Source organism: Virgibacillus sp. NKC19-3, assembly GCF_019837165.1.
GTDB classification, from domain to species: domain Bacteria; phylum Bacillota; class Bacilli; order Bacillales; family Amphibacillaceae; genus Virgibacillus_L; species Virgibacillus_L saliphilus.
Window position 1 is genome coordinate 1,400,541 of record NZ_JAGYHC010000001.1, and the last position, 19,693, is coordinate 1,420,233.

Below are 19,693 nucleotides of genomic sequence, written 5' to 3' on the forward strand. Positions count from 1 at the left end.
CTACTGGTGTTTCTCCCATCCATGTAGTCATGAAATATATTGAAAATCAAGGAATGAAGGGAGGCGGAAGCAATGCGAGTCCATAAAGGATATAAGTTTCGTATCTATCCAAATAAAGAACAAGAAATCCTAATCTCTAAAACAATCGGTTGTTCTCGCTTTGTATTCAATCATTTTCTAGCACAATGGAACGATGTTTACAAAGAAACAGGTAAAGGATTGACTTATCATTCGTGTTCAGCGAAACTTACACAGCTAAAAAAGGAATTGTTTTGGTTAAAAGAAGTGGACAGCATTGCTATTCAGTCATCACTTAAAAGCCTTGCTGATTCCTATAGTCGTTTTTTCAAGAAACAAAATAAGGTACCACGATTTAAGTCTAAAAAGCATAAAGTACAATCCTATACAACCAAGCATACGAATGGGAATATTGCCATTGTAGGTAATAGAATCAAGTTGCCAAAACTTGGTCTTGTACGTTTTGCCAAAAGTCGTGACGTGCAAGGGCGTATTTTTAATGCAACGATTAGACGGAATCCCAGTGGCAACTATTTCGTATCTATTCTTGCAGAAGTAGAAGTACAACCATTGGAGAAAACGGAATCATCTATTGGCATAGACTTAGGTATTACTGATTTTGCCATTCTTTCAGATGGCCGCAAGTTTGACAATCATAATTTTACCTCAAACATGGAAATGAAACTAAAACGGGAACAGCGAAAACTGTCAAGACGTGCGTTACATGCTAAAAAGAATGGTATGAACCTTCTTGATGCAAAAAACTATCAGAAACAAAAGATAAAAGTTGCTAGATTGCACGAAAGATTGATGAACCAACGTGAAGACTTCCTTCACAAGTTAAGTACAGAAATAATCAAAAACCACGATATTATCTGTATCGAAGATTTGAATATCAAAGGAATGTTACGTAATCATAAGTTAGCAAAATCCATCTCTGATGTGTCATGGTCTGCTTTTGTAACTAAATTAGAATACAAAGCGAAGTGGTACGGTAAAACAATTGTGAAAATAAGTAGATGGTTTCCATCTAGTCAAGTATGTTCCGGTTGTGGACATCAAGACGGGAAAAAATCGCTTGAAATAAGGGATTGGACTTGCCCTGTTTGCCATGAACATCATGACAGAGATGTAAATGCTAGTAAAAACATATTGGTCGAAGGCTTACGAACATTAGCTTTGACTTAAATAAAAATATAGAACCGTAGGAATCTACGGGGGTAGCTTGGTCCATAAGAGACACCGCTGTTGACAAAGAAATACGTTAACAAGTATGCTCTGTTCCCAAGAATCTCCCACTTCAATCTACCGCAAGGTCGATAAGTGGGGGTAGTTCAAGAGAGAAATTTGGCGTTAGGAAAACTTAATTTTAAAAGAAGGGAAATTTTATCATGTCTCAAAATTTATATCAAAAAAGTCATATGGCTCATTTAAATCAATTAAAAGATCTTGCTCCTGAACAGATGCAAGCTTTCGGCGCCTTTAATGAAGCCGTTTTAAAAGAGGGAGCACTAACGAAAAAAGAGAAAGAAATCATTGCTGTAGCAGTAGCTCATGTTACTCAATGTCCGTACTGCATTGATTCGCATACACAGAACGCAAAAGCAGCGGGAGCTACACTTGAAGAACTGACGGAAGCTGTATTTGTGGTGGCAGCTCTGGAGGCAGGTGGTGCAGTAACCCATAGTACTCATATTCCAAATGCAAAAAATGAGGAAGCACAAGACGCACTATATACGCGCTCCAATCTAGAAAGACTTGGCAATTTAGGTAAGTATGCTCCTGAAGGTTTTAAGGGATATTCTGGTTTTAATACAGCAGCAATGAAAGCTGGAACATTAAGCGAGAAATTCAAAGAAATAATTGGAGTAGCGGTAGCTCATGGAACCCAGTGCCCATATTGCATCGATGTTCATACAAAAAATGCGGATCAAGCTGGAGCAACCGATGAAGAATTAGCCGAAGCGGTACTTGTGACGTCTGCTCTACTTGCAGGCGGGGCTTACGCACATATGGCTAATATGATTGAGAGTTACGGAGAATAAGTAAGAAAGAATACGTGGGCGGATTCTTCTGCTTGTTGTGAAGCAGAAGAACTGTCTTCGTACTTCTTTGGAGAGGAGATACGCTATTGATCAAAGCTATTCTATTTGATCTGGATGATACATTACTTTGGGATGAGAAAAGCATCAAAGAGGCTTTCAAAGCAACTTGTCAGCTTGCTGCGGAAAGGTATGCGATTGATCCGGCTTTATTGGAAGCAAATGTACGGAAAAATGCCGAGACGTTATATGCCTCTTATGATACATATGATTTTACTACGATGATTGGCATTAGTGCTTTCGAAGGGCTATGGGGGAATTTTGCGGATGAAGGGGAATCTTTTCGTAAAATGAGGGAGATTGCTCCTGCCTACCGAGAGGAAGCATGGACGCGAGGACTGAAAGATTCCGGCATTGATAATCCAGCGTTTGCCTATGAACTGGCTTCGACGTTTCCTGTGATTCGCAAGGAAAAGCCCTTTGTGTATAACGATACATTTCGTGTGTTGGATCAGTTAACAAGGAACTATCAATTACTGTTGCTCACCAATGGTTCCCCTGACTTGCAGCAGACAAAACTGAATATTACACCGGAACTTGCGCCGTATTTTGACCATATTGTTATCTCAGGGGATTTCGGGAAGGGGAAGCCAGCCCCGACTATTTTTGAGCATGCACTGGAGCTTCTTTCTATTCAAAAGGATGAGGCACTAATGGTTGGGGATAACTTGATGACAGATATTCTTGGGGCGTCACGTGCAGGAATAGATTCTGTTTGGGTCAATCGTAAACAAAAAGTTGCAAATGAAGTTATCCCGACTTATGAAATCACCGAATTGGAAGAGTTAGTGCCACTGGTAAAAAATAGGTGCTAAACAAGAAGCGCACAGTGTAAATCTACTGTGTGCTTCTGCTTATAAATCTATCGCTGTCACTTCATAAATCTCATCGAGTTCTTTTAATGCTTCTAGTTCTTTTTCTTCCATATGCTTGTCAACGGTCAGCACCATGATGGCATTTCCACCGATATTGGATCTGTCCACCTGCATCGTAGCGATATTGATCTCATGTTGCGCCAATAGGGATCCCATTCTGCCGATAACCCCTGGTTGGTCCAGGTGATGAATGACGACAATGTGTCCTACGGGTGTTACGTCAACACTGTAATCATCTACTTTCACAATGCGTGGTCCTAAGCCATTTAATAGGGTTCCGGAAACTTTTCTATTCCCGGATTTGGTTTTCATTTCTACAGTGAGAAGATTAGTGAAACCTTTTGTGGCAGAAGTTTTACTTTCATGTACGGTTATCCCTTTTCTTTCTGCAAAATAAAGGGCATTTACATCGTTTACATGGTCACCAAGATAGCGTTGCAATAACCCTTTTATCGTGTTCCGGCTTAATGGCGCTACTTCTACTTCAGACAAATCGCCAGAATAATAGATGTTTACTTCTTCAGCTACTTCTTCTGTTAAATCGATGAGAAATGAACCCAGCTTTTCGGCAAGATTGAAATAGGGTTCAATTTTATTCATAATTTCTCTAGGTACAGAAGGGAGATTAACAGGATTTTTGACCGATCCGCCGGTTAAAAAGGCAACAACATCACAACTGACATCGATGGCTACATTTTCCTGTGCCTCAATCGTACTGCCTCCCAGATGTGGGGTAGCAATCACTTCCGGTAAATCTAATAATTTATGGTCAAGGAATGGTTCCTTTTCAAAAACATCCATTGCCGCACCGGCTACTTTTCCCGAGAGGATTGCCTCATATAACGCTTCTTCGTCAATGATTCCTCCACGGGCGCAATTGATGATTTGTACACCGTCTTTCATAATCTGAAAGGCTTCGGTATTAAGCAAATGTTTGGTTTCTTTTAACAGTGGTGTATGTACGGTAATAAAATCTGCTGCTTTTAAGACATCTTGCAACGTTCCATAGTCAATTCCCATTTTGTCTGCCTTTTCCGCCGTCAAAAATGGATCATATGCGATGACATTCATCCGTTGTCCCTTTGCTCGGCTTGCAACTTCTGCACCAATTCTTCCTAGTCCAACTACGCCAAGTGTTTTATTTTTTAATTCGATGCCCATATATTTTTTTCGGTCCCATTGCTGATGTTTAAGTGCATGAAAGGCTTGGGGGATTTTTCTGGATAAAGACATAAGCATAGCCATCGTATGTTCAGCGGCTGAATTGGTATTTCCATTCGGTGCATTTACAACGATAATACCATGTTCTGTTGCAGCATCCAGGTCAATATTATCTACCCCGACACCAGCACGACCAATTATTTTCAAATTGGAAGCATGGCGGATTAATTCACTTGTTACTTGCGTTTGACTGCGTACTAATAAAGCATCAAAATCTTTAATCTTAACGGCTAATTCTTCGGCTGTTGCGTTTGTGTCAATAACAATATTCATGTTTTTTGTTTCGCGAAGTGGCTGAATGCCTTCTTCGCTTAAAGGATCTGCAATTAATATATGAAAAGTCATGATGCCCCCTCCTTTGGTGAAGATTTTTAATCATATAAAATTATCTTTCATCATATCAGATGTAGGTTTAATGTCAATATTTTGCGCCTTGACTTTTAGGGGAAATCTCTTATAATAGCATTATATACGAATAAACGAACGTTCACGAAGGATTAGTATGTGGAAACGGTTGTGAGAAGAGAGCAGAATTTATGAGCTGAAAGATTCTGCATACAAATAGGCCACAGAACCTGCCTTCCTAGTCCCTGGATGGGCGCGATCTTCAGCGTTATAGAAGTGAAGCGGAATGTGTTTTTAACATTCAATAATGGTGGTACCGCGGAAGCAAAGCTCTTTCGTCCTTTTTTATACGGGATGAATGGGCTTTTTTATATTTATATTTCTAGGAGTAATGCCATATGAGCAAAAAGCGAATTGTTGTCAAAATTGGTAGTAGTTCATTAACAAATGAACGAGGGGAAATCGATCAGGAACAATTATATGAACATATCCATGCGCTTGCCACACTTCGTCAGGAAAATCATGATGTTATTTTAGTAACATCGGGTGCGGTTGCGGCGGGATTTTCTGGATTAGGTTATTCCTCCAGGCCTGTTACCATCAAGGGGAAGCAAGCGGCAGCGGCTGTAGGGCAGGGGTTATTGATACAAACATATATTGAAAAATTTAAGGAATTTAATCTCTCCTCTGCGCAACTTTTATTAACAAGGAATGACTTTTCCAATCGAGAACGCTACAAAAATGCTTTTGCCACGATTACAGAATTATTGGATCGCGGGGTTTTACCTATTATTAATGAAAATGACACGGTTTCGGTGGAAGAGTTAACTTTTGGGGATAATGATATGCTTTCCGCACTTGTCAGCGGCTTTGTTCATGCAGATCAGCTGATTATTTTAACAGATATTAATGGACTTTATGATGGAAATCCTAGGAAAGACCCACTTGCCAACAGGATTGATTTTTTGGATGATATTTCGGATGACAAGTTGAATAGAACTGAAGATTCCGGTTCCAAAGTTGGAACCGGTGGGATGAAGTCCAAGCTTTTAGCTGCAAAAACGGCTATGACTCTTGGTGTTCCAGTATTTATTGGTTACGGAGAAGGCTATCAAAAATTGTTAGATATTTTACAAGGAAATGGGGACGGCACCTATATTGCAAGTCGGCACTCAGCTGTTAACACACGAAAACAATGGATCGCGTTGCACTCTGAAACTGCTGGGGCTATTTATGTAGATCAGGGGGCCGAAGAAGCTATTTTGTATAATGGAAAAAGCTTATTGCCTGCAGGTGTTTTTAATGTAAAAGGTACATTCCATAAAGGGGATGTGGTCAATGTGTACGGCATCAGTGGATTTTTAGGGAAAGGTGAAATTAATTGTTCGTCCGAGAAATTAAAAAAAACAGTCGAAAAAAACGAAGACAGAAGTGACGTAGTAAAATCTGCTGAAATTATCCATCGCGATGGATGGGTGAAAATGGGGAGTGAATAACATGACAGAAGTACAACAAAAAGGAAAGGCAGCAAAAAAGGCCAGTTTTTTATTAACAGGAGTAACGACGGAAGAAAAAAATGCTGCACTACATGTCATTGCAGATCAGCTTATTACAGATCAAGCGACTATTTTACAGGAAAACGAGAAGGATATCCATACTGGAAAAGCGAAAAGACTGACTGAAGCGGTACTTGACCGGATTATGTTGAATGAAACACGAATAAAAGATATGGCTACTGCAATTAAGCAGGTAGCTGCGCTTGAGGATCCGGTCGGGCAGTTACTTGAAACGATTGAAAAAGACAATGGACTGCAAATTGAAAAACGACGCGTTCCTATCGGTGTTATTGGAATGATCTATGAGGCAAGGCCGAATGTGACGATTGATGCGGCAGCGCTCACCTTGAAAACAGGGAATGCCGTCATGTTACGGGGCAGTTCCTCAGCTACATTCTCCAATATAGCTCTTGTACAATCGATCCACCGTGCATTGGAAAAAAGCGCACTGCCTGTGGATGGGGTTCAATTAATCGAGGATACAAATAGGGAAACGGCCAAAGCATTCTTCCAGTTAAATGATTATTTGGATGTACTGATTCCAAGGGGTGGGAAAAATTTGATTGATACCGTTGTACGTGAATCAACGGTGCCGGTCATTGAAACAGGCGCTGGTAATTGTCATATTTTCATTGAAGCAACTGCTCAGAAAGAAATGGCAGAGGAAATTGTGTTAAATGCGAAACTGCAACGACCATCGGTTTGTAATGCGATTGAATCGATTTTGATTCAATCGAAATGGTTCGAACAATATGGGTTCGAGTTCCTGACTAAACTCTATGAAAGTAACCTGGAGATTTACGGGGACGAAAGCGTTTGTGAGATGTTTCCTCAAGCAAATCCAGCAACAGAGGCGGATTGGGGACGTGAATATCTTGGACTTACTGTCAGCGTAAAAGTAGTAGAAAATAATGAGGAAGCGATAGCTCATATCAATACATTCGGGACTAGGCATTCGGAGGCCATTATCACAGAAGACGATCAACAAGCGGTGATTTTCCTACAACAAGTGGACGCAACAGCTGTTTATCATAATGCTTCTACCAGATTCACAGATGGATTCGAATTCGGCTATGGTGCAGAAATTGGGATCAGTACTCAGAAACTGCATGCAAGAGGACCTATGGGATTACCTGCATTAACGTCGAGCAAATTTTTCATCCGTGGGAACGGACAGATTCGTAATTAAATAGGAAGGGTTCGGAGCGAACAGTCAGTGGGCTGTTCGCTTTATCATGAATCGTTAGAAATTTTCTATTCGAAATGAAAAGTGATTTTCCTTTTTTAATTCTCCCTGATCAAAAGTACGCTCATGGAACAGGACGTTATCTTGTTTGTCGACAAGTAGAACAGTAGAAGAGCGTGTGCCGTAATCAGGAGTTCGGATAAACAAGGGGGACAATTTCCGTTCAAAGTCTAATCCGACGCCTGTCTTCGGTAAATCCCCAATGTGTGCTTCTTCCGTATCAGAGACGATTTCAAATAATTTATTCGGTTGGATTTCTTTTTGGTTCATAACATATTCCCGCAATTTCTTCTTTCCCTTGGTTACTTTTGGCCATGGGGTATTTAGCGTGTCGTTGCTTAGTCCATGGGTGCCAGCTGGTATTTCGGTTATTTCGTTATGGACATTATTATAATGGAATAATTGCTCAGTATTGCCGAGTATTACATTGAAACCCACATATTTAGCTTTATCTTGCTTTAAAGTGTGAAGGAATTCCTCAGGAGAAACATCTGTTGACAAGTAATTTTTAGCGATTTCTCCACGGGAAAATGTGCCTGGTTGCATGTGTTCCGGATCACGAAAATTCGTTAATGCTGCAAAACGTCCTTGCTTTGTAACACCAAGCCAAGTTCCCATCTGAATTAAATCCCGTCCTGCCAGAATTTGCGGTTCGTCTTCCCAAAGATGGGCAGGTGCAGTAGGACGCTCGTAAAACTCATCTCGGTTCGCGGCAACGATTAATTTATAATTTGGGTGGTTGTTAACGTGTAGGTTGATTAAACACATTGCTGTAAGCCTCCTTTAGAGAGTATTATACGTGAGGGGAGAGGGGACTGTCGATGGAATAGTGCTGGTATGAATGGAGTGCTGATTATCAGGCGACAGGGTTATAAATGAGAGTTCATTTTTGGAAGTGTGGTATACATAGTTATCCCGTGTTATGTTCTATGTACGTTGCATACAGTTATCTTCTAAATTATGCTAAAATATGTAATAATTCATTATAATGGCAGAATGAGATAAAGCGGTTCAAATGAAATTAAGTAAAAGCAGTAATGTGACAAAATATGGGGAGGGATATATCAGAATTTCCTTTGCCAATTCCTATGAAAACATTGAAAAGGCTATGTCAAAAATGGGATCTGTCCTTCGAGATCTTCCCTCTAAATGGAAGGAAGATCGGTAAGTAATTCATTTGTCATAATAGAGAATAAAAGGGGATGAATAGCAATGCGCTTAGCAACAATAAATCAAAATGGAAAAGAAACAGCAGTGCTTGTATTAAAAAAAGGACTTTTAAAGATTGACACAATTAACGAGAAACTTGGTATGAAATGGCCGACATCGATTTTTGAACTTATTCAAAATAATCAATTGGATGCCCTGAAAAATTGGGGAAGCGCAGAAGGACAAAATCAAATCGATAAACTATCAGAAAACCTTTTATCAATTGAAGAGGTAAAATTCCAACCACTGTATCGAAAGCCGGGAAAGATTTGGGGGATTGGTTTGAACTATGTGGATCATGCCGCTGATCTAAGTGAGAAGGCGCCAAGTACCGAACCGGCAAGTTTCATGAAGCCAGATACGACAATTATTGGTCCACATGAAACGATTAATATCCCTTTTCAGTCGGAACGAACTACAGCTGAGGCGGAATTAGGCATCATTATTGGAAAGGAATGCAAAGAGGTTCCTGAGGAGGATGTTCCTTCTGTTATTGCTGGTTTTACAACAGTCATAGATATGACTGCGGAGGATATTTTAGAAAAAAATCCTCGTTATCTGACGCGTTCGAAAAGCTTTGATACTTTTTTCAGTTTTGGTCCGGAATTGGTGACAGTTGACGAGGTTGAGGATGTTCATGATTTAAATGTATCTACAGTTATTAATGGTGGACTTCATCGTAAGAATATCGTGTCTAACATGACATTTCTTCCATGGAACCTTGTTTCATTTCATTCTAAGGTCATGAAGCTGTTACCTGGAGATATTATTTCTACAGGGACTCCCGGAGCGGTTGTTATTCGTGATGGGGATGTTGTTGAATGTCATATTGACGGATTTGCCCCATTGGTGAATGAGGTGAAAGACTTAAAATTGAAATAGAGTCATAATCTGGTATCATACATTGTAAATGGGGCTTATGGTTCTTGTATTAATACTTTGATTCAAATATGAAAGGAGAAAAATAGAATGGATTTAGATTTAAAGGGTAAATCGGTAATTGTAACAGCAGCAAGTAAAGGCTTAGGAAAGGCAACGGCAAAAAAATTTGCTGAAGAGGGTGCGCGTGTTTTAATTTCCAGTCGTAGTGAAGGGGAGTTGGAGAAGGCACAAGAAGAAATTCAGTCGGAAACGGGAAATGATAACATTGATTACACAGTTTGTGATATTACGGATTCGCAGTCAATAAAAGAGTTGGTTTCAAAAGCGGTGAAGTTGAACGGAACCGTTGATGTATTGATAAACAATGCCGGTGGCCCACCACCGGGAACATTTGACAAAGTGGATGATAATGATTGGCAATCTGCATTTGAATTGAACCTACTCAGTTTTGTACGTACGATTCGTGAAGTATTACCATATATGCGAAAACAAGGACATGGGCATATTATTAATCTTGCCTCTTCTTCTATTAAACAGCCAATTGATAATTTGATTTTATCGAACACGTTCAGGGCTGGGATTGTTGGTCTTTCCAAAAGTCTATCACAGGAACTGGCCCAAGATAATATTTTAATTAACACCATTGGTCCGGGGCGAATCGGAACTGACCGTGTAGCCCAGTTGGATAATGTACAGGCGGAAAAATTAAACAAAAGTTACGAGGAAATCAAGTCTCAATCTGAAAAGTCGATTCCGATAGGGCGTTATGGTAAGCCTGAGGAGTTTGCCAATATGGTTGTTTATCTTTGTTCCGGTGCAAATACGTATATCACGGGACAATCATTACTTGTTGATGGAGGGATGGTAAAGGCATTGTAAGAAGTATGTAATTTTCCTTTTAGTTCAGGACTTGTCTAGAGGTTTTGTAGGCAAGTTCTGATCAGGATTGTTCTCCAGGATAGAGAATAAAACAAAACACCTTATATAAAAAAAGATGTCTGACAATGGTATTTACTTCAATGATTGATAAGAAATTCCAAAACTGAGGGAGTAACTCCCTATCAGACAGTCAGTTAATTAAAGGCGAATTAAAAAATATTCTCATCATCTAAATTATCCAAGGACAGTTTGGGTATGTTTATAGAATGGTGATAAACTTGTAATAAATGATGAATAATATCTGAATAAACTGCGCTAGTGTTAGGGATTATGTTCCTTTTTATGGATTAAACTATTAAAATGCGCGAACTTGATGTCCTTTTCAAATTGATTAATTGTCGTTTGTGATTGGATGTTTTTTCGAGCCAATTCCTCGTTATTTCCCTTAAAAGTATTCAAAATGTCTGTTCAATATGAATTTTTTCCGCCACACAACCGCTATTATTGTCATGTTGATAGCTTACCCATTATCATATTACTTTCAAATCCTTATTCCTAAATTGTTACTATTAATAATGTAAGATCATTATTTTTTAGCCAACAAGATAGTAGATTTATTAATAAAAATATTCGTTAAATTTATTAAATTTTCCATTCTGAGGAAACTTTTAATAAAATTCAATAAAATATGGGAAGAAATATGTCGAAATCTGTCTAATATCAAATGATTTTCCCAATACAAAGTTCGCAATCTTTGTGTTAGTGTTTAACTATAATATCTAAATAAAATATATTTTCTTATAATAATGAAAATAAATATTAGAAATTTAATTGGTAATTATATTTATTTTGATTATATGAATTGAGAAATTCAAATCTACTACACCATTTTCTACTACATTGCATTAACAAAATTATATATTAAAAATATAAATGATTATAAAAATCGATTGTAAATAAATTTTTTGGTATCGATTACATTTTTTAATATATGGAATTTGGTAGTTGTGATATGGATTATTTACATTTAATTATAAGGAGCTTCTTTGTAGAAAAGTAATAAGTGAATGTACATTCACTTAATATAACCTTTTATATCATAATCTGAAAGGTGGTGAAAGTCTGCTTATCAAAATCCTTATAGAGAAAGGGGTGGTTAATAAAATAGTAAGAATAAAACGGTGTATTAATTTAATATGAGAGGGTGTAAAAAATTTATGAAAACTGTCAAGAAAGTTTTTTTACCCCTTACTGCTCTCATGGTCACATTAATGATATCCTTTACAACTTTTGCTGAAACTGGAGAGACCAGTAATGGGAATGCTAATGAAACAAAAAAGGTCTTAATGGTGACAGCCACAGAGGTATTTCGGCATGCGTCAATTGACGATGCTCATGAGGTTATGCCTCAATTAGCTGATGAACATGGATTTGAAATCGATATCACTGAAGATGTTGTTTTGTTAAATGCGGATAACTTAGCGAATTATGATGTCTTAGCTTTTGTAAATACAACTGGAGAACTTCCGATTTCTGATCAACAAAAAGAGGATATTCTAAACTTTATTGAATCAGGAAATGGTTTTTTTGGTGTCCATGCTGCGACTGATACATTCTATGAATGGGCAGAATATGGAGAGTTAACAGGAGCCTACTTTGAGGAGCATCCCTGGACTGAAGAAGTGACGTTCAATGTTGAACAGGGAGATCATCCTTCAACCGAACATCTAGATTCTACCTATACACAGTTAGAAGAAGTATACCTGTTTCAGGACAACCCTCGATATAACGACAAACATATTCTCATGAGCTTGAACATGGATAGCGTTGACGGGGAAGCTCATGAAGATCACCCTACAGCATGGGTTGATGAAATAGGAAAAGGAAGAATGTTTTATACGGCTCTAGGGCATCACCCTGAGACATGGTATAAGGAGGACTTTCAACAGCATCTATTAGGAGGTTTGCAATATGCTTGGGGAGATTCAGACTATGATGCTAGTGAACCGACTCCTGAGCCAAACTTAGATACAAAAGGTATGGCAAAACATGTTGGGGACTTGAAAGACGATGGTGAATTCGATTCAGATGAGGCAGTTCATAGCTTGACACTTCATTTGACAGCAGTAAGCCATTACGAAAATCAAGGTGAAGCTACAAAAGTCAATCAACACATGGAAGGATTCAAGGATCTGCTTAACCATCAATTAGATAATGATTTAATCACAGAGAAGGCATTTGATATTCTTACGGCTCAATCTGATGCAGTGATTCAAAATTGGGATGAGTAAGTAAACACCAATTTCCTCTGTGGTAGTCATTAAGCTTTCACAGAGGAGTTTTTCCCTAGGTTTATAGCAACATAAGTAATGAAGGAATTAATAATTAGCTAATAAATTCAATGAAAAGGAGGATAAAGATAAAATTCTCATATATAGCAAGGGGGAGTTAAAATTAAGTTTGAATACTTGCAACTATCCAAAAAGAAACAATGGTTAAAAGCGATTAGAACCAAAGAAAAGGAGGAAAGTGATATGAATCGTCCTATAAAGGGATCTTTACTAATGGTTATGGTTATGATTTTCATGATGATCCCGATTGTATTGTCTGCAGAACAAGAGATAACGAATAAGATTGATAACGATGAGAATGCAGAATATGTCGTACAAACCATTACGAATGACATAGCACGTCCAGTGGATTTGGATATCACCGATGATGAGATGTTATATGTTGTTAGCATTGAAGGAGAAGTATACGAGACGAGTCCAAGTGGAAATGTTACCGAATTATTGTCTCTTGAAACAACCACATCTAGCGAGCATGGATTGAAATCTATTGCTTTAGATCCTGATTTTGAAGACAACGGCTATATGTATTTATCCTATACAGAACCAGGTACATTTTTAGAGCATGTTTCAAGGTTCACATATGAGGATGGAAACATTGATCCTGATTCCGAAGAAGTACTCTTGGAAATTCAGTCTGAAGATCAATGCTGTCACCAGATGGGTGGATTGGAGTTTGGACCAGATGGAAAATTATATATTTCAGTTGGAGACAACCAGCCAGCAACACACGGACCCCAAGAACAATCAATTGAAACTGCTCAAAATCTACAAGATTTGAGAGGAAAAATTTTGCGTATCAACTCTGATGGGTCTATACCTGAAGATAACCCTTTTGTTGACAATGATGATGCAATGGATGAAATCTACGCTTATGGATTACGCAGTCCATTCAAAATGGATGTTGATCAAGTAACTGGAGATGTTTGGGTTGGAGATGTTGGACCTGATCATGAAACCGATGATTATGATGTGATGAAAGTAGTCAGAGAAGGTGGAGAAAACCTTGGTTGGCCATATTATATGGGCGATAGTTGTTATGAAGAATTTGAAGAAGAGTGTGCAGAGGAAGACATTACCGGTTCCATATTTTGGTATCCTTACCCTGAATCTGAAAGATGGGGAAGTGGAGGACGATCCATTACAACAGCTGGCATTTACCATCATGACTATGAAGAAGAAAGTGATATTGGAGGATTGCGCGCTGAAGACGATGGAAAGCTTATATCTTACGACTTTTCGCGCGAATGGGTAAAGGCTGTAGAAATTGATGAAGATTACAATGTCGTAGATGTTGAGGACATTATACCTCAAGGTGGATTAGATTTACCAACATCAAGTGTATTCGGGCCGGATGGTTCTTTGTATATCACTGAATTTGGTGATGATTGGTGGGAGATAAATGATAATGCTGGAGTTAAGAAATTATACCATGGAGAAGAGGTACAATATCCAGTAGCTCAAGGAGAGGTAAGCGAAAAGGATGGACATGCACCATTGGATGTCGAATTTGATGCTTCAGAGTCATATGATCCTGATGATCAAGAAATTACTTTTGAATGGGATTTTGGTGATGGAAATACGAGTACGGATATGAACACGTCACACACTTATACGGAAAACGGTGAGTATTATGTAACTTTAACCGTTACGAATACAGAAACTGAAAGAATGGATGTGTGGAGCGAAACAATTGTTGTGGGTAATACAGCTCCGGAAATCGAAGTTACTTCCCATTCTGATGGAATGTTTTTTGATGAAGGTGATGAAGTCACACTAATTGCAGAAGCTTGGGATGAAGAAGATGGAGAATTATCTTGTGAAGATTTCAAATGGGAAATGAGTTTACAACATGATGCTCACGGTCATCCTCAATCAGATCAAAGTGGATGTGAAGCCACCTATGACCTATCCATGGATGATGGCACGCATGAGATGAGTGATAATGTCTGGTGGGAGGCAGCAGTTACTGTAGAAGACAGTGGTGGGATAGAGGCTCCTGTTTTAACAGCTAGAGATACTGTGGAATTTAAGAATAAGCGTCAGCAAGCTCAGGCCTTCGATGAAACTGGAAATGCAGATCCAGAAAATAATGAAAGTGAAGGGGTAGAGTTAGAATCCGTAAGTGATGTAAATGGTCAGAGTAATGTTGCTCACGTTGACCCTGGGGATTGGATCATGTATGAAAATATTCATTTGGCAGATATTGAAGACATATATTTCCGGGTAGCAAGTGAGGTAGGCGTAGATATGGAAGTGCGTCTGGATAGCCCTGATGGAGAAACAGTAGCATCCATAACGCAGCCATCTACGGGAGATTGGCAAAATTGGGTTACGCTGGAATCTGAAGTGAATTTGGAGACTCCAGATGATAATGAAGAATCCCATGATTTGTACATCTATTTCAACAGCGGTGATCAGAACTTAAATTGGATACAATTTTCTAAAAATGGCGACGAAGCACCACAGGAAGAAAATGATGTTGAACCTATCGAAAACAGTGCGGAAGGCATAAAAGAACTAGTGGAACGTCTAGATGATAATGGAGCATTTGAATCAGATGAAGAAGTTCGTGCTCTTATGACACATTTGACTGCTATAAGCCATTACGAAGATCAAGAAGAAGCAGAAAAAGTTGTACAGCATATGAAAGGTTTTAAGGATTTGCTTGATCATCAGCTTGACAATGAATTGATTAGTGAAGATGCATTTAAATCTCTAGTTACACAAGCTGATTTATTAGTAGAAAAATGGCAATAGAGATCTCACCAAAATCAATAGAAAGTGGGATTTTTAAAATTAATATACTAGGAGGCATAAGCAAAATGGGAATTAAAAAACAATTAGGCATAGGGATAACAACAGCAGCACTTGGTTTAACGTTGATAGGTGGAGGAACGTTCGCGTATTTCAGTGATAGTGAGACAACGAACAACACGTTCGCGGCTGGAACGCTTGATTTGTCAGCGGAACCAACGCAGATCATTGATATAGATAATATGGCTCCAGGCGATTCAATGGTACGAGACTTTGAACTGCAAAATAATGGGTCATTGGATATTGATTCGGTAACATTGGAAACTGATTATACAGTTGTTGATGCGGAAGGAAATAACACCGAAGATTTCGGTGAACATATCGAAGTAGAGTTCCTCTATAATGCTGATAATCTCGATGAAGTTATTTATCAAACTACGTTGGCTGAATTACAAGATATGACGCCTGAAGCGATCAGTGAGCATATTTTTTACCCGGACATGGGTGAAGATGGATTGCCAGTAGGGGAATCTCATGATTTTGTGGTTCAGTTTAACTTTATCGACACGGAAGAAGACCAAAACCAATTTCAAGGGGATTCTCTAAGCCTTGATTGGACGTTCGTGGCAACTCAGGGGACAGATGAAGAAGGGTAATACTCTATTTCCCTATCCATCTATCACGTATCATAATAAACAAATTTTCGAGTTGTTTCATCTCGTGATCCATTTAGATTAACAAAAGGAAGCGTGTTTCCGTTATGAAACGCGGCGATGGCGAAAGATAAAAACAAAAAAAGAGGGCATCGGAATATGCATGTTTTGTCCTCTTTTTTACAAAAATGAGGGATAAAAATGAAATTGGCCTTCAGTACAAATGCATTTACGAATGTGACATTGCCCCAGGCGGTAGCAGAAATTGGAAAGTGTGGATATGGCGGCGTTGAAATTTTAGCTGATAAACCACATGCTTTTCCACCAACTCCGAATGCCTTATGGGTAGATGAAGTCAAACGAAACCTCCATGATTGTCAATTAGAAGTTTCTAATATTAATGGGAATACAGCTTGTGGATTTTTTCGTGATCCAACCGGTGAACCTACCTTTGAACCATCGTTATGCAATGCACAGCCTCTCATTCGACAAAAACGTATCGATTATGCCAGGCAGTGTATAGACCTTGCAGTGGCTCTTGGTAGTTCCAATATAAGTATCACTAGCGGGATATGCTTACCTGGAAATCCGCCAGCCCAAGCCTTTAAATATTTTGTTGATTCCTTACAGTATATTACGGATTATGCTGAAAAACACAATATTAATGTAGGGATAGAGTATGAGCCTGGTTTATTGATTGAAAACGGGGAAGAACTTCTTCAAATCATTAAAGAAGTAGGATCTAATAAATTAGGGGCTAACCTTGATTTAGGTCATGCGGTGGTAGGAGGAGAAAACGTCCCGCATTTAGTTGAACAAATGGGACCCTATATTTGGAACATTCATTTGGAAGATATTCTTGGAACCAAACACTATCATCTCATTCCTGGTGATGGTTCCATGAATTTCAAAGCAATCCTGCAACACTTGCAATCTATGGATTATCGGGGTTTTATTACTATTGAATTATACACTTATGTAGATCAGCCAATCTATGCTGCTGAAAGATCTATAGCTTTTCTTAGACCACTGATGGATAAAATAAAAGGAGTGAATGTATGATGAAATATTTCGATCCACATATTCATGTGTATTCTCGCACGGTTGATGATTATAAAAGTATGGCAACGGCTGGAGTTAGAGCCATTGTAGAACCTTCCTTCTGGTTAGGAAGCAAAAGAAGGTATCCGGAGTCACACTTGGATTATTTTGAACATGTCCTTTCCTTTGAACCGAAGCGGGCGAAAGAACATGGGATAGAACACTATGCCTGTTTAGGTATGAACCCGAAAGAAGCGAACGACTTGGAGTTAGCCCATGCAGTTATTGATGCGTTACCGGAATTTTTAAAACGGGATAATTGTGTGGCATTGGGTGAAACAGGCTTTGATATCATAAGCAAAGAGGAAGAAGAAATCATGAGGAGACAATTGCGGCTGGCCAAAGACCTAAACATGCCGGTCATGGTTCACACTCCTCATCAAAACAAACGGGATGGAACGATACGAACCGTGGAGATTTTAAAGGAGGAAGGTCTTGACCCTGATCAGGTGATTCTAGATCATAATACCCTTGACACTATTGACGTAGCTGTGGAATACGGTGGATGGAGCGGTATGACTATTTATCCTGGAAAAATTTCCATCGAAGGTGTTATTGAGATTTTGGATCGTTATGGGACGGATCGTATGATGATCAATACGGCAGCAGATTGGGGGCCTGCAGATCCGCTCAGTGTTCCTAAGGCGGCTACAGAGATGTTAAAACAAGGTTATGCGGAAGAGCGTATTCAAAAATTGGTGTGGAACAATCCGATTCAATATTACAAGCAATCAGGTAAACTGAAATTACAGGAAGGGAAGGGCGTTACCTCATGAAATTAGCTTTTAGCAGCAATGGGTTTAAACATTATGATATTTTGGATGCGATTACCACTCTATCTAACATTGGCTATGAGGGGATTGAGATTTTGCTTGATACACCGCATGCTTTCCCTCCCGACTTAACGTCTGCGAAGATAGAGGCGATCAAAGAAACATTACAAAAAACAAATATGGAAATCTCGAATTTAAACGCCTTTATGCTCTATGCCATCCGGGATAATTGGCGCCCTTCCTTTATTGAAGCTGAAAAAGAGGAGCGCAGAAAAAGGATAGATCATACTCATAATTGTATTGACTTAGCAACACAACTAGGTTGTAAGACGATTTCAACAGAACCTGGTGGTCAGCTCATCGGTGTTGAAAGAGATTGGGCAAATAAGGTGTTTATTGAAGCCATGGAAGAATTGGCAGATCATGCTGAGCATTCCGATATAACTATTCTGGTTGAACCGGAGCCAGAGTTACTAATAGAGACATCCGATCAATTTATTGCGTTTAAAAAGGAGGTTCCTTCCAAGAACATTGCGTTAAACTTTGATATCGGTCATTTCTACTGTGTCAATGAAGATCCTGCGTACTTAGTAGACAAACTATTGCCCTATACAGGACATTATCATTTGGAAGACATTTCTTTCAATCGAGCTCACAATCATTTAATACCGGGAGAAGGGGCTATTAATATTCCTGAAGTGTTGGATAGGATCCAAAATACAGGTTACGAGGGATATGTCACTGTTGAACTCTATCCTTATCAGGATCGGGTTATCGAGGCAGCTACTCAAGCTTATAATTATATCATTTCCGTCATGGGGCAGTTACAAACGAAATGAGGAGTAACCTTCGATCCTATTTTGAGCTGGTTCGTCTCCCCAATCTATTTACGGCCATGGCTGACATTTCAGCGGGAGGATGGATAGCGGTTGGAACCGTTTCTTATTTTTTTACATCGTTTGATTTCTTATTTTTACTATTAGCCAGCATATCATTATACGCCATGGGAATGGTTTGGAACGATTATTTCGATGTAGAAACAGATCGGGTAGAAAGGCCGGAACGTCCGATTCCTTCAGGGCGAATCCTTCCCTCCCAGGCACTTATTTTGGGTATCATCCTTGGAGTGTTGGGAATCGTCTTCGCTGCATTCGTGAATTGGATGAGTTTACTCATTGCGTTCACGATTGTATGTGCTGTCCTTTTATATGATTATGATGCGAAACATCATGCTGTATTCGGTCCGATTGTTATGGGGGGCTGCCGAGCTTTAAATCTACTATTAGGTGTAAGTATTCTATCTGATCAAGTTGGTTCCTATTGGTGGGTTTCCCTATTTGGTTTTATGTATATCATAGCCGTAACGTATATGGCACAAGGAGAAGTAGGGGATCAACTCCATCCTCTTCGGGTTCGCATCATGGCTGTTACTATTTGTTTATGTGTAGGTGGTGTTACTTTATTGGGACTCGGGGAGCACGCGACCGTCACGGTTATTGCGATTATCCTCTTTGCTGGATGGACATTTAAGGGTGTTGGTCCGGCTTTGAGAAGACCGATTCCACCCCGCATTCAAAAAGCAGTCGGGACTAGTATCGTTGGTTATCCGCTTTTAAATGCGGCGATTGCTTCGATTTTTGGTGGATGGCTCGCTTTTGTTACGGTGGCCATTTTTCTAGGATTTAGTTATCTATTTTCCCATCTTTTTGCGGTTACGTAAATCTATTT

16 protein-coding genes are annotated in these 19,693 nt (G+C 39.1%); 14 read left to right on the forward strand and 2 right to left on the reverse strand.

The features are described 5' to 3' along the window. Positions 1-72: 72 nt before the first annotated feature. From tnpB to KFZ56_RS06960, 3 genes are all read left to right on the forward strand, one after another. Positions 73-1,206 carry an IS200/IS605 family element RNA-guided endonuclease TnpB gene (gene tnpB, locus KFZ56_RS06950; protein ID WP_222641128.1) on the forward strand — a complete coding sequence of 378 codons (1,134 nt, stop codon included), beginning with the start codon at positions 73-75 and terminating at the stop codon, positions 1,204-1,206. Between the two features lie 203 nt (positions 1,207-1,409). Further along, positions 1,410-2,063: a carboxymuconolactone decarboxylase family protein gene (locus KFZ56_RS06955; RefSeq protein WP_222641129.1), complete on the forward strand. Its 654-nt coding sequence runs from the start codon at positions 1,410-1,412 to the stop codon at positions 2,061-2,063. Positions 2,064-2,149: 86 nt separating this feature from the next. Beyond that, positions 2,150-2,935: an HAD family hydrolase gene (locus tag KFZ56_RS06960; RefSeq protein WP_222641130.1), complete on the forward strand. Its 786-nt coding sequence runs from the start codon at positions 2,150-2,152 to the stop codon at positions 2,933-2,935. Between the two features lie 39 nt (positions 2,936-2,974). On the opposite strand, the gene serA is transcribed toward KFZ56_RS06960, so the two are convergent. Beyond that, positions 2,975-4,561 carry a phosphoglycerate dehydrogenase gene (gene serA, locus KFZ56_RS06965; protein ID WP_222641132.1) on the reverse strand — a complete coding sequence of 529 codons (1,587 nt, stop codon included), beginning with the start codon at positions 4,559-4,561 and terminating at the stop codon, positions 2,975-2,977. A gap of 398 nt (positions 4,562-4,959) precedes the next feature. On the opposite strand from serA, the gene proB reads away from it, so the two are divergent. Continuing rightward, positions 4,960-6,057, forward strand: a complete 1,098-nt coding sequence (gene proB / locus KFZ56_RS06970; RefSeq protein WP_222641133.1) for a glutamate 5-kinase — start codon at positions 4,960-4,962, stop codon at positions 6,055-6,057. A 1-nt stretch (position 6,058) separates the two neighbouring features. Beyond that, complete coding sequence (locus KFZ56_RS06975) at positions 6,059-7,306, forward strand: glutamate-5-semialdehyde dehydrogenase (protein WP_222641134.1); 1,248 nt, start codon at positions 6,059-6,061, stop codon at positions 7,304-7,306. A gap of 54 nt (positions 7,307-7,360) precedes the next feature. On the opposite strand, the gene KFZ56_RS06980 is transcribed toward KFZ56_RS06975, so the two are convergent. Further along, the gene (locus KFZ56_RS06980; protein WP_222641136.1) at positions 7,361-8,131 is read right to left on the reverse strand and encodes an NRDE family protein; all 771 of its coding nucleotides are present in this window, start codon (positions 8,129-8,131) and stop codon (positions 7,361-7,363) included. Between the two features lie 444 nt (positions 8,132-8,575). On the opposite strand from KFZ56_RS06980, the gene KFZ56_RS06985 reads away from it, so the two are divergent. From KFZ56_RS06985 to eboC, 9 genes are all read left to right on the forward strand, one after another. Further along, complete coding sequence (locus tag KFZ56_RS06985) at positions 8,576-9,454, forward strand: fumarylacetoacetate hydrolase family protein (protein ID WP_222641137.1); 879 nt, start codon at positions 8,576-8,578, stop codon at positions 9,452-9,454. An 87-nt stretch (positions 9,455-9,541) separates the two neighbouring features. Then, the gene (locus tag KFZ56_RS06990; protein ID WP_222641138.1) at positions 9,542-10,333 is read left to right on the forward strand and encodes an SDR family oxidoreductase; all 792 of its coding nucleotides are present in this window, start codon (positions 9,542-9,544) and stop codon (positions 10,331-10,333) included. 1,217 nt (positions 10,334-11,550) lie between these two features. After that, positions 11,551-12,624 carry a ThuA domain-containing protein gene (locus KFZ56_RS06995; RefSeq protein ID WP_222641140.1) on the forward strand — a complete coding sequence of 358 codons (1,074 nt, stop codon included), beginning with the start codon at positions 11,551-11,553 and terminating at the stop codon, positions 12,622-12,624. A 243-nt stretch (positions 12,625-12,867) separates the two neighbouring features. Then, the gene (locus KFZ56_RS07000) at positions 12,868-15,441 is read left to right on the forward strand and encodes a PQQ-dependent sugar dehydrogenase (RefSeq protein ID WP_222641141.1); all 2,574 of its coding nucleotides are present in this window, start codon (positions 12,868-12,870) and stop codon (positions 15,439-15,441) included. 65 nt (positions 15,442-15,506) lie between these two features. Further along, positions 15,507-16,094, forward strand: a complete 588-nt coding sequence (locus tag KFZ56_RS07005; RefSeq protein ID WP_222641143.1) for a CalY family protein — start codon at positions 15,507-15,509, stop codon at positions 16,092-16,094. A 198-nt stretch (positions 16,095-16,292) separates the two neighbouring features. Next, complete coding sequence (locus tag KFZ56_RS07010) at positions 16,293-17,153, forward strand: sugar phosphate isomerase/epimerase family protein (RefSeq protein WP_222641144.1); 861 nt, start codon at positions 16,293-16,295, stop codon at positions 17,151-17,153. After that, entirely contained in the window at positions 17,150-17,968 is an 819-nt protein-coding gene (locus tag KFZ56_RS07015; protein ID WP_255584898.1) for a TatD family hydrolase, read from the forward strand. The genes KFZ56_RS07010 and KFZ56_RS07015 overlap by 4 nt, the downstream gene beginning before the upstream one ends. Then, positions 17,965-18,804, forward strand: a complete 840-nt coding sequence (locus KFZ56_RS07020; protein WP_222641145.1) for a sugar phosphate isomerase/epimerase family protein — start codon at positions 17,965-17,967, stop codon at positions 18,802-18,804. Before KFZ56_RS07015 ends, KFZ56_RS07020 begins: the two co-directional genes overlap by 4 nt. Further along, complete coding sequence (gene eboC / locus KFZ56_RS07025; protein WP_222641147.1) at positions 18,801-19,685, forward strand: UbiA-like protein EboC; 885 nt, start codon at positions 18,801-18,803, stop codon at positions 19,683-19,685. Before KFZ56_RS07020 ends, eboC begins: the two co-directional genes overlap by 4 nt. Positions 19,686-19,693: the final 8 nt, after the last annotated feature.